The organism is Syntrophales bacterium (assembly GCA_035363115.1).
Lineage (GTDB): Bacteria > Desulfobacterota > Syntrophia > Syntrophales > PHBD01 > PHBD01.
In genome coordinates, this window is record DAOSEM010000001.1 from 883,256 (window position 1) to 895,386 (window position 12,131).

Annotated in this window: 6 protein-coding genes; 5 read left to right on the plus strand and 1 reads right to left on the minus strand. The window is 63.5% G+C overall.

Annotation, left to right across the window (positions count from 1 at the left end; all coding sequences use genetic code 11):
* Positions 1-127: 127 nt before the first annotated feature.
* The 5 genes from PLO63_03875 (at position 128) to PLO63_03895 (ending at position 8,701) form a co-directional block, all read left to right on the plus strand.
* On the plus strand, positions 128-1,777 hold the full coding sequence (locus PLO63_03875; protein HOI73266.1) for an AMP-binding protein: 1,650 nt from the start codon (positions 128-130) through the stop codon (positions 1,775-1,777).
* Between the two features lie 67 nt (positions 1,778-1,844).
* Positions 1,845-3,860: a 3-hydroxyacyl-CoA dehydrogenase NAD-binding domain-containing protein gene (locus PLO63_03880; protein HOI73267.1), complete on the plus strand. Its 2,016-nt coding sequence runs from the start codon at positions 1,845-1,847 to the stop codon at positions 3,858-3,860.
* Between the two features lie 69 nt (positions 3,861-3,929).
* On the plus strand, positions 3,930-5,504 hold the full coding sequence (locus PLO63_03885) for a long-chain-fatty-acid--CoA ligase (GenBank protein ID HOI73268.1): 1,575 nt from the start codon (positions 3,930-3,932) through the stop codon (positions 5,502-5,504).
* Between the two features lie 68 nt (positions 5,505-5,572).
* Positions 5,573-6,718: an acyl-CoA dehydrogenase family protein gene (locus PLO63_03890; protein ID HOI73269.1), complete on the plus strand. Its 1,146-nt coding sequence runs from the start codon at positions 5,573-5,575 to the stop codon at positions 6,716-6,718.
* Positions 6,719-6,949: 231 nt separating this feature from the next.
* Entirely contained in the window at positions 6,950-8,701 is a 1,752-nt protein-coding gene (locus PLO63_03895; protein HOI73270.1) for an AMP-binding protein, read from the plus strand.
* Between the two features lie 160 nt (positions 8,702-8,861).
* Here PLO63_03895 and PLO63_03900 read toward each other — a convergent pair whose 3' ends face one another.
* Positions 8,862-11,984, minus strand: coding sequence for a sigma 54-interacting transcriptional regulator (locus PLO63_03900; protein ID HOI73271.1), 3,123 nt, complete (start codon positions 11,982-11,984; stop codon positions 8,862-8,864).
* Between the last annotated feature and the right edge of the window lie 147 nt (positions 11,985-12,131).

A 12,131-nucleotide genomic window follows, 5' to 3' on the forward strand; every position in this document is an offset into this window, starting at 1 on the left:
ACGCGGAACAGGCCGTACGGGTGTGGGGGGGACCAGGACGAATGGCGTACCCGCGGGGCCCCCGGCGGTGAGGAAAGGATCGATACAATCACCGGGATTCACCATCGAACGAAAAAGGAGAGGAACGATGCAGAGAATCTGGGAACACAACTGGCCCAAGCAGGACCCCGTAGTCCCGCCCCTTCCCAATGAGCCCATTTTCGAGCTGATCCGGAGGCAGGCGAAGATCCGGCCCGACAAGACGGCGATCCTGTTTTACGGACATGAGACGACCTTCCGCGAACTGGACGACGCCACCGATCGCCTGGCCACGGCCCTCGTCAACATGGGTCTCAAGAAGGGCGACCGGATCGGCCTCTACTTCGAGAACTGCCCCCAGTTCGTCATCGGCTTTTACGGCATCCTGAAAATGGGCGGCATCGTCGTCAACGTGAGCCCCATGTACAAGCCGGACGAGCTTCAGTACGAGCTGGAGGACGCGGGCGTCGAGACGATCATCATGGAGGACTTCTTCTGGCCCGTCCTGGAGCCCGTCAAGGACAGGTGCGGTCTGAAAAACATTCTCGTCACGAGCTTTGCCGACTACCTGCCGGAGAAGCCGGCGATCCCTCTTCACGCCTCCATGTCCACGGAGAAGAAGACCATTCCCGGCACCATCGACTTCAAGAGCCTCATCGAGAAGACGCCTCCCAACCCGCCCAAAGTGGACATCGACCTGGAAAACGACGTGGCCCTGCTCCAGTACACGGCGGGAACGACGGGATCCCCCAAGGGGGCCATGCTGACCCACGGCAACATGGCGGTCCACAACCTGGCGGTGCGCCACTATTACGAGTACACGGAGAACGACGTCCACCTGATCATCCTGCCCCTGTTCCACATCACCGGCCTGGACATCGCCATGAACCCGGCCCTGGCCGTGGGGAGCACCTTGATCCTCTTCGCCCGCTTCGACCTCCTGCCCATGCTGGACGTGATCCAGAACTACAAGGTCACCGGCTGGGTCACCATTGCGCCCATCAACGTGGCCGTCTGCAACCTGCCCATCATCGGCAACTACAACCTGAAGTCCCTCCGTTTCGTCCTCTCCGGCGGCGCCCCGGTGCCCCTGGAGATCCACAAGCGCTGGAAGGAGCTGACGGGGACCCACATCGTGGAAGGCTACGGTCTCAGTGAGTGCACGGGCGGCATCGTGGGAAACAACTGCCAGAACTTCTCGCCGGGAACCATCGGCAGTCCCGTGTACTGGCACGACGTGAAGATCGTCCATCCAAACACGCCGGACAAGGAAGCCGGTATCGGCGAGGAGGGCGAGCTCTGGATCAAAGGGCCCTGCGTCATGAAGGGGTACTGGAACGCCCCGGAGCAGACGAAGAACACCGTCACCCCCGACGGCTACCTCAAGACGGGGGACATGGTCACGGTGGACAAGGACGGCTGGTTCCGCATCGTGGGCCGCGCGAAGGAGATGATCAAGGTCTCCGGCTTTTCCGTCTTCCTGGCGGAGATCGACGCCTTCCTGTACCAGCACCCGGCGATCGCCGAGGCGGCGGCCATCGGCGTTCCCCATCCCTACCGGGGCGAGGAGCCCAGGGCCTATGTCGTCCTGAAGCCCGATTTCAAGGGGAAGGTCACCGGAGAGGAGATCATCGGCTGGTGCAAGGACAAGATGGCCGCCTACAAGGTTCCCGCGTCGGTGGTCTTTGTGGACAGCCTGCCCAAGAGCGGAGCCGGAAAGATCCTGAGGCGGCTCCTGGCGGAGCAGGAGAAAAAATAAACCGGTTTCCCGGGTGCGGATCGTCCCTGGACGATCCGCACCAAGGAAGCGCGAAAGGATGAAGGACATGGCAAAGGCGTTTACCAGCGAGGATCAGGGCGGCATCGCCGTCATCCGGATCGACGTGCCCGGAGAGGCCGTCAACACGTGGACGAACGAGGCCATCTCCGGCTTCGAGGAGACCCTTGCCGAGCTGGAGAAAAACCGGTCGTGCTATCGCGGTGTGGTCTTCTATTCCGGGAAGGCGACGGGTTTTCATGCCGGCGCCAACCTGGACATGCTGGGAGGGCAGACGGACATCGAGGCCTTCCGCGCCCGGCTGGCCCATTTCAACGACCTGTTCGGCCGCCTGGAGAACCTCGGCATTCCCACCGTGGCCGCCATCAGCGGTCCCTGCATGGGTGGCGGGTACGAGTTCGCCCTGGCCATGACCGCCCGGATCAGCGCAAACGGTCCCCGGACCCTGATCGGCCTTCCGGAGTGCAACGTCGGGGTCATCCCGGGCGGCGGCGGCACCCAGCGCCTGCCCAGGCTGATCGGGCTTTCCGCCCTGCAGATGATTGTCCGCGGGGCCGTTGTTCCCGCCGGCAAGGCCCTGGAAGCGGGCCTCGTGGACCGGGTCTGCCCGGAAAAGGACGATCTGGTGGAGCGGGCCAAGGCCTTTGCGGAAGAGATCGCCCGTGATGCGTTGACGCTCCGGAGGAGTGCGCCGGACCTCTCCGGCCTGGACGAAGCCGTCGCCGCGGCCCGCGCCCTAGCCCGGAAGGCGTCCCGGGGCCGGGACCTGCCGGCGCCCCGCCTCGCGATCAGGGCCGTTGAGGAGGGACTGAAGTGCGCCTCCCTCTCGGAAGGGCTGAAGATCGAAACGGAGTGCTTTCTCGAGGTTCTGGCGACGCCGGAGTGCAAGGGCTCCATCAACACCTTTTTCCTGAAGACGTACTCGGACAAGCCCCTGACCATGATCCCCAAGGGCTTCCATCCCCGGCCCCTGAAGAAACTGGCCGTCCTGGGCTTCGGCACCATGGGGCGGGGGATCATCATCGACATGCTCCGGCGCCTCCAGGTGCCGGTCGTGGTAAAGGACCTCCCCGAGACCCTGGAGCCTGGAAAAGCCTTTGTGAAAAAAATCCTGGAGGGCATGGCGGAGAAGGGCCAGCTGAAAAAATCCGTCGATGACCTCATGGGTCTGCTCAAGCCCGTCTCGGGGTGGACGGCCGATTTCGCCGACGTCGATCTCGTCGTCGAGGCGGTTTTCGAGGATCCCGCCGTGAAGGACGAGGTCTACGGGGACCTCTGCCGGGCCGTGCCGGAGGACTGCCTGATCGTCAGCAACACCTCGAGCCTGCCGGTGGATCGGCTGGCCCGGAGCGTGACGTCCCCGAAGCGCTTTCTGGGCACCCATTTCTTTTCCCCCGTCTGGCGAATGGAGCTCCTGGAGATCATCCGGGGAAAGGAGACCACGGACGAGGCGGTGTACAACCTCCTGAATTTCGCGGCGGGCCTGCGCAAGCGCCCCATCGTCTGCAACGACAACCCCGGATTCGTCGTCAACGCCATGCTGTTTCCCTACTTCATCAAGGCTTACGAATTGCTGGGGGAGGGCGTGCCCATGGACGCCGTGGACAATGCCATGATGCGGTTCGGCCTTCCTGTCGGCCCGATCCGCCTCACCGACGAAGTCGGGATCGACGTGTCCTACCTGGTCCTGACCAAGTCACTCGGGCGGAAGGCGCCGATGGCGCTGGAGAACGTCTACAAGGCGGGCCGCTTCGGCCGCAACAAGAACGGAAAGGGATTTTACACGAAGGAAGGGGCCGTCGATCCGGAGGCGCTTCCTCTCGTCAATCCGCAGGGGCTGAAGAAAGAGATGACTGTCGAGTCCCTCCAGGAAATGCTGTTTCTCCCCTTCGTGGAGACGGGCAAGGAACTGCTGGAGAAGGGCGTCGTCAAGGGGCCGCGGGCCGTCGACATCGGCGCCATCTGGGGAATCGGCTTCCCCGCCGACAAGGGAGGCCCCTTGAAATGGGCCGACTTGACGGGCCTGAGTGAGAAGCTATACAAAAAAAGCTTCTACAAGGGTTGAAGCCGGCCCCGTGCAGGGACCGGAACGATCAGGAAACTCCCCACCGGGGAAAACGGAGGAGGTTGAGCGATGATATTCGGCACGACGGTCGGAGAGATGTATGACCGGTGCGTCATGAACTTCAGGCACCGGGTGGCCATGAAGTACCACGACGAATCGTACACCTATGATGACATGCAGAAATCGGCCTACAGCCTGGCCAACGCCCTGACGAAACTGGGGCTGAAAAAAGGAGACACGACGGCGTTCCTGATGGCCAACTGTCCCGAGTACATCTCCTGCGAGTACGGCCTGGCGAAGATCGGCGTCATCCGGGTGCCCCTGGCCGTCCTGCTGACCAATGACGACCACGTGTTCATGATGAACCACGCGGAGTGCAAGGCGATCATCTACCACGAAAAAATGGCATCCCGCGTGATGGAGATGATCCCCCGCCTCAAGACGGTCAAGCACTTCATCTGTGTCGGCAAGGACCCGGGGAAGATCGCCGAGGGCCATCTGCACCTCCAGACGCTCATCCGGGAAAACCCGCCGGAGGTTCCACACGTGGACATCGACGAGGAGGACCTGGCGGGGATCTTCTTCACCGGAGGTACCACGGGGCTTCCCAAAGGCGTGATGCTCTCCCACCGTTCCTGGATCGGCACGTACATCACCGAGATGCTGGAGCTGGGCTTCGGCTACGATGAAGTCTTCGCCTTTGCGACGCCGCTGACCCATGCGGGCGGGTGCCTGATGATCCCCATCATGATCCGCCGGGGGGTCTGCGTCATCCTCGACGGGTTCGACCCGAAGAGCTTCCTCGATGCCGTCCAGAGGCACGGGGTCACCTCCACGTTCGTCGTCCCGACCATGATCTACGTCCTTCTCGATTACCCGGACCTTAAGAAGTACGATGTGTCGAGCCTCCGGAACATCGTCTACGGGGCCGCCGCCATCGCCCCGGAGCGCCTCAAGCAGGCCATCAACACCTTCGGGCCCATCTTCACGCAGCTCTACGGCCAGACCGAGGCCCCCATGATGATAAGCGCCCTGCCGAGGGAAGAGCATGTGATCGAGGATCCGGAGAGGGAGCGGCGGATCTTCAGCTCCTGCGGAAGGCCGACGTTTCCGGCGACCGTCCGGCTCGTCGACGCCGACGGGAACGACGTGCCCCCGGGCGAAGTGGGGGACATCATCTGCCGGCACATCAACGTCATGAGCGGCTACCTGAAGAACCCCGAGGCCACGGCGGAGACCATCCGCGATGGCTGGCTCTGGACGGGCGACATGGCGAAGATGGACGAGGAGGGCTTCCTCTACATCGTCGACCGCTCCAAGGACATGGTCGTCAGCGGCGGATTCAACATCTTCCCCCGGGAGATCGAGGACATGCTCTTTGAGCACCCGGCAGTGAAAGGCGCCGCGGTGATCGGCGTTCCCGACGAGCGGTGGGGGGAGGCGGTCAAGGCGATCGTCGTCCTCCATGAGGGGAAGACCGCCACGGAGAAGGAGTTGATCAACTTCGTGAAGGAGCGCAAGGGGAGCCTCATCTGTCCCAAGACGGTCGAGTTCTGGGATGCCATCCCGCTGACCAACTTGGGGAAAGTCGACAAGAAGAAGATCCGGGAGCGCTACTGGAAGGGGTACGAGCGCAGGGTCTGAGGAACGGAAGAGCATCCCGGGGCGTCCCGGCCATGAGGGGCGGAGGGAGAGCCTGAAAGGAATTCAAGATGGATTTCAGACTGACGGAAGAACAGGAAGTGATCAGGGATACCATCCGCCGGTTCATTGCCCGGGAATGCACGCGCGAAGCGGCCCGGGAGGCGGATCAGAAGGGGGACTTTCCGGAGAAACTCTACCGCCCGCTTGCCGACAACGGGTTCTGCGGCCTCGTGGTTCCCGAGGCGTACGGCGGAGGAGGCCGAAACGTTCTGGCGGCGACGCTCATCGTCGAGGAACTGTCGGCCGTTTACCCGGCCCTGGCGGGTGCCTTTGCCGCCTGCGCCCTCGGAGGCGGCAAGAACCTGGGCGATCTGGGCAGTACGGAACAGAAGGAGCGCCATCTACCCTCTGTGGCCGAAGGCTCGGTGCTGTTTGCCAATGCCATCCTGGAGCCGGAAGCAGGGTATGATCCGCTGGCCGTCGGGATGATGGCCACCCTGAAGGGGGACGGGTTCCTGCTCTCCGGGGTGAAACAGTTCGTCCGCCTGGCCGGCAGCGCCACGACGATCCTGACCCTGGCGAGGACGGACGCGGACAGCGGCGGTCTGTCTTTCTTCCTGGTGGACGCAAAAACCCCGGGCGTTACGGCCGGGGCGACGGATCTGGTCGGAACCGCGAGCCTCGGCATCGGCGAGGTTCGCTTCGAAAACGTCGCTTTGTCCCGCGAGGATGTGCTGGGAGGCCCGGAAGGGCTGAATCAGGGCCGGCAACAGTGGGGGGTTCTCCGGGAAGCGGAAGACCTGGATGTCTCCGCATGCGGCCTGGGGATTGCCCAGGGGGCGTACGACTATGCCGTTCAGTATGCAAAGGAGCGGGTCCAGTTCGGCCGGCCCATCATTGCCTTCAGCGCCGTGAAGGACATGCTCGTCGACATGGCCGTACGGATCCGGGCGACCCGCCTGGTCGCCCGGCAGGCCGCCTGCCTGGCCGACGAGGAGAAGCGCTGTGCCGCGGAGGCGGCGACGGCTCGGATCCTGGCCGTGGAGACGGCCCGGAAGGCCTCCATGGACTGTGTTCAGGTGCTCGGAGGATATGGATATACCATGGAGTACGATGCCCAGCGCTACGTGCGGGACGCCATGGTCCTGCTCGGCGGTGCGGGCCCGCAGGAGATGCTCCGGGAAGACCTCGGGAAGCTCCTGGAACTGGGTTAACCAGAGAAATAGCGTCTTTCAAGCCGCCCGCAATCAATGGTGATTGTCTTCACCCTGCGGGAAGAAGGAGAAACCAGCAATTCACATCGCCTGATGCCGGGTGACAGCCGGCACGGGCACGGACCCCGGGTCCCCGGGCGCCTCCCCGGGATGGCGCCGACGGAGGAGTGTTGCCTGCACGTATCCGCAGGAAACGTGAGCAAATTCCGGGAGAACGGGAAAGGAGACCCTATGGCGGAACAGAATCAACTGCGCGTGGACGAATCGAAACCCTGGCTGCAGCCCGAGGCCGGATGGCCCGAGAAGATTCCGAAGAACATCGACTTCCCCAGGATCACCCTCTACGAGATGTTGTCGGTGTCGGCGGAGAAATACGCGGACAGCAGGGCGGCCTGGTTTCTTGACTCCTTCATGACATACCGGGAGATCCTCGGCCACGTGGACGCCCTGGCCCAAAGCCTCCGCAGGCTGGGCCTGAGGAAGGGCGACGTGCTCGCCCTCGTCCTGCCGAGCTGCTTCCAGTATGTCATTGCCTATTATGCCTGCGCCAAGCTCGGGGTCATCGTGACGGGCATCAACCCCACCTACAAGCCGGGGGAGATCCTCCATCAGCTGAACATCACCGGCGCGCGGACGGTGATCTTCCTGGACGCCCTTTATGAGCCGCTCCTCAAGCCCATTGAGCAGGATCTCCATATCCACCACTGGATCGAGACGAACGTGGCGGACATGCTCAAAATCGCCGACTGGAAGAAGTGGATGGCCAAGAAGCTCAAAAAGATCCCCACCGGTCCGGTGCCCCCCGAATCCCTCTGCTTTCTCGACCTCCTGAAAGCGAAGCCGGAGCCGCTGCGGACGACCGTGAGCCCCGACGACGTGGCCACCTACATCATGACCGGCGGGACGACGGGCGTCCCGAAGGCGGCGGTTCTCAGCCACTACAACTGCGCGTGCAACGCCATCCAGGTGGGCGCCTGGCTGTGGACGCTGGAGCCCGGTGCCTGCATGGTCGGGATCCTGCCCCTTTTCCACTCCTTCGGCATGACGGCCATCATGAACACGGTGCTTTACTGCGGGATGTGGATGATGCTCTTCCCTCGTCCGCCGGAGACGGAGGTGCTCCTGAAGACGATCTGCGAGATCGCCCCGGACGGGCAGACCTATTTCCCGGGGGCGGAAGTGATGTTCAAGAGAATCGCCGACTTCCCGGATATCGGCAAGTACCCCATTGCGAACAAGCTCAAGGGCAGCATCTCCGGGGCCGGTCCCCTGCACCGGAATGTCAAGGACAGCTTCGAGCAGGTGACGAAATCGCGGCTTCTGGAGGGGTACGGCCTCTCGGAAGCGTCGCCGGTCGTGGCGGGGGGGCCCATCAGCGACGTGGACACGACGGGAAGCATCGGGCTGGCTCTGCCCGGCCTCGACTGGAAGATCGTCGACATGTTCACGGGCGAGAGGGAAATGCCGGTGGGCGAGAGCGGCGAGCTCATCGTGGCGGGTCCCACGGTCATGCAGGGGTACCTGAACAACCCGGAGGAGACCGCCGATACGGTCCGCGTCCGGGAGGACGGGAAACGCTGGCTTTACACGGGCGACATCGGCTTCATGGACGCCCACGGACGGGTGACCCTGAACGACCGGAAGAAGCAGCTCATCAAGGTGAAGGGCTACTCGGTCTTCCCGACGGAGGTGGAGCAGCTCATGGGAGCTCACGAGGGCGTCAGCGAAGTGGCCGTGGCGGGCCTTCCGGATCCGGACACGGGAGAGGCCATCAAGGCCTGGGTGGTCCTGAAGGAGTCCTGGATCGGCAGGATTACGGAGGACGGACTCAAGGACTGGTGCAGGGCGAACCTGACCCATTACAAGGCGCCGAAGCACGTCGAGTTCATCAAGGAGATTCCCAAGACCCTGGTGGGGAAGGTGATGCGGCGGGAACTGCAGGAAAACGACCCGATCTACAAGGCAGCGCACGAGAAGGCCTGAAGCGGGGAAGGCTTTTCATTCAGGGAGGAGCGGCTTGCGGATCGTCCGCGGGCCGTTCCCCCCATCATTGGTTCCTTTCCGTCGGCAGGCCGCGGCCGGTGTTCCGTTCCCCCTCCAAGACGGAGTCGGCGCGGCCTGCCATCTTTTCCCCGGATGACCTTCAGGATTGGGTCTCGGGTCTCCGGATCCCCAGCTTTTTCATCCGGAAGGCAAGGGTCGAGGGGGGCAGCTCCAGGAGTTCCGCCGCTCCTCCCTTTCCCCGGACCTTCCAGTTCGTCTTCTGCAGGGCCCAGAGAATGTGCCTCCGCTCGTTGTCCATCAGGCTCACCCCTTCCCCCGGGGGCGGGGCCTCGGCCAGGCGCGACCCCAGTTCCGGAACCCGGAACACCGGACCGGGGTTGAGAATCGTTCCGCGCTCGATGATGTTTTCCATCTCCCGCACGTTTCCCGGCCATTCGTAATCCAGCAGCTTCTCCATCTCCGCCTCGGGGATCTTGTTGAATTCCTTGCCCCGCTTCTGGGCGTAGATCTTGAGAAAATGGATGGCCAGGAGAGGAATGTCCTCGCGGCGCTCCCGGAGAGGCGGCACGTAGATGGGGAAGACGGCGAGGCGGTAGTAAAGGTCCGGGCGGAACTTCTGGGTCTTCACGTCCAGCTCCAGGTTCCGGTTTGTCGCCACCAGGAGCCGGAAGTCGGAGCGGATGGTCTCGGCGCCCCCGACCCTTTCGAACTCCCGGGTCTGGAGCACCCGGAGGAGCCGAACCTGGAGATCCAGGCTGATCTCGCCGATTTCGTCGAGAAAGAGCGTCCCACCGTCGGCCAACTCGAAGCGGCCGAGGCGCCGGCGGATCGCCCCGGTGAATGCCCCCTTCTCGTGGCCGAAGAGCTCGCTGGGGATCAGGCTTTCCGGGAGGGCGCTGCAGTTCACCTTGATGAACGGCTTGTCCCGCCGGGTGCTGTGGCGGTGGATGGCCCTCGCCACGAGCTCCTTGCCCACGCCGGTCTCGCCGATGATCATCACCGTCGCGTCCGTCCCGGTGACCTGGTCGATCTGGGCCAGGACGCGGCGGATCCCGGGGCTCTCGCCGATGATGTCGTCGAAGTGCAGGTTCTGGAGGTGTTCTTCCTTGTAGTAGAGGTTTTCCTCGCACAGCTTGCGGTTGAGCCGCTGGATCTCCTCGTAGGCCCGGATGTTGTCCAGGGCGAAGGCCGCCAGGGCCGCGAAATAGGACAGGAGGTCCAGGTCCGATTCCCGGAAGGCGCTGGAGAGGAGCCGGTTGTCGTGATAGAGGACCCCAACGGTCTTGTCCCGAAGGATCATGGGCACGCAGATGCGGGACCGGATGACGTCGGCCTCGATGCCGCCCCCTTCCCCGGCGGGTCCGTCGGCGAGAATCCGGCCTTTTCCCGCCCGGGCAACCTCGCCGATGATCTTCAGGGACGAGGCGAACGAGTGGTGTGTCACCTGCTCCGAGGTCAGGTTCTTCGAGGCCCGAAGCACCGGCCGCGGCGTGCCGTCCTCCTCCTCGAGCAGAAAGATGGCGCTCCGCTCGGCACCGGTGATCCGGTTCAGGGTGGACAGGATGTGCTGGACCAAGTCGCGGTTGTCCCGGATCGTGACCACTTTCTGGCCCAGGTTCAGAATCTCCTTCAGGAGGGATTCACCGGCGGGACGGTCCCCCACGAGCATCCTGAGCTCGTCGGGGATGAGCTTGTCGCTGAACGCATCCGGTGTTTGCGTGGCCGTGACGGTGAGTTCCCGGGCCGCTTCCCGGTCGCCGGCGGCCAGATACTGGCGGGCCAGCTCCAGTCGGGATTTCGCGAGCTCGATCTGCTGTCCCGACTCCTCCAGGTTCGTGATGGAGTCCCGGAGCGACCGGATCACCTCTTCCCGGGGTCGGCCTTCCCGCTGCCACTGCTGCGCCTGGAAGCGGCAGGCGACGCCCTTGAGAAAGATATTGTGGCCGCTGATCGTGCTCTGGATTTCCCTCTCCAGGGAGAGGCCCTCCACGGCGGGGAGTTCCCCCTTTTCCATCGCGAAGCCAAGCTCCAGGAGGTAGGGATAGAGGTACACCGTCGTGTGGACCTTCCGGGTGTGGTGAAGGAACTCCCGGAGGTTCTGGAGGGACTGTTCGGTATCCCCCTTGAGGTAGTACGCGTAGGCCAGGGACATCTTTCCGGTGATCCAGACCCAGTCGTTGTGGGCCCGCTTGGCTATTTTCGCGGATTCTTCCAGGTACTGGACGGCCTCGTCCACCCGTCCGATTTCCAGCATGACGTTGCCGATGTTGCCTTCCGTGTAGGCCCCCAGGTACAGGTCTCCCTTGCCCAGCCCGTGGCTCCGGAGGGCGTCGAGCATACCCAGGCCCTGGGTCACCTGGCCGATCTGGGCATAGCAGTAGCCCACGGTCATGACCGCCAGCAGGGGAAACCCCCCCTGGGGATAGCGCTCGATGTCCGGAACGGCCTTTTCATACATCCGGACGGCCTCCCGGAAACGGCCCTGCCAGAAGAGGAAGAAGGCGCTGAAGGTGGTCGCCGAGTGCAGCAGCCGGGGATCGTTCACCTCCTGGGCCAGGGCCCATCCCTCCTCAAAATACTTGAGAGCGCTGTCGTAGCGGGAGCGGAGCCACTCATTCTTGGCCATGTGCATCTTCAGGAGGGCCCGGGCGCGGTCCACCTTCCAGCGGGTCGCTTTTTCCAGGGCCGACTCCAGGATGGAGAGGACCTTCGTCGTGTCGTGACGCGCCGTGGAAATCTTGGAGTACTTGATGGCCGTCTCGCTGAAGAGGCCGTCCGCCTCGCGCCCCGACAGGGCGGCGAGATCCTCCAGGGCCTTGCTGTAACACTGGAGGGCCTCTTCCGGACGAAAGGCGTCGAGATGCAGGTCCCCGGCCTTGATCAAGTAGCGGCAGCGGTTGGCGTCGTTGAGGATGTGGATCAGGTGGTGGGCGACGGCGTGAGCCTTCTGTTCGTTGTCCGGCAACTGCCGCATCAGGATGTCGGCGATGCAGCCGTGGAGATGTTTCTCCTCCCGGGGATCGAGGCTGGCCCGCAGGCGCTTGCGTTTCCTGTCGCTGGCGAAGCCGTAGTAGCCGGGCTCCTTCCGCACGAGGCTGCCGTCCGTAACCCCCTGTTCCAACTGGCCTAGAATCTGGGACGGCTTCAGGTCCGTCAGCAGGTCCACCAGCCAGTCGATGCAGAAATCGTCCCGGAAAAGGGAAGCGATGACCAGGGTCTTCCGTTCGTCGTATCCGTTGTTTCCGTCGGTATGATAGTACACGGTGAGGGCCTCCCCGAAGTGACGCGGAACCTTACATCAGAACGCCTTATTTTTCAATTGGAATCGGGTGTTGCGGATGGCCCGCGCGCCTTTTCCTGCGGCGGTATTCTCCCCTCCCGGATCTGGTCCGGGATGCCGCGGGCGGGA

Excerpts from the sequence above, each read along its gene's own strand:
- PLO63_03895 (HOI73270.1), top strand. The coding sequence starts at position 6,950 with ATGGCGGAACAGAATCAACTGCGCGTGGACGAATCGAAACCCTGGCTG.
- PLO63_03875 (HOI73266.1), top strand. The coding sequence starts at position 128 with ATGCAGAGAATCTGGGAACACAACTGGCCCAAGCAGGACCCCGTAGTC.
- PLO63_03885 (HOI73268.1), top strand. The coding sequence starts at position 3,930 with ATGATATTCGGCACGACGGTCGGAGAGATGTATGACCGGTGCGTCATG.
- PLO63_03890 (HOI73269.1), top strand. The coding sequence starts at position 5,573 with ATGGATTTCAGACTGACGGAAGAACAGGAAGTGATCAGGGATACCATC.
- PLO63_03880 (HOI73267.1), top strand. The coding sequence starts at position 1,845 with ATGGCAAAGGCGTTTACCAGCGAGGATCAGGGCGGCATCGCCGTCATC.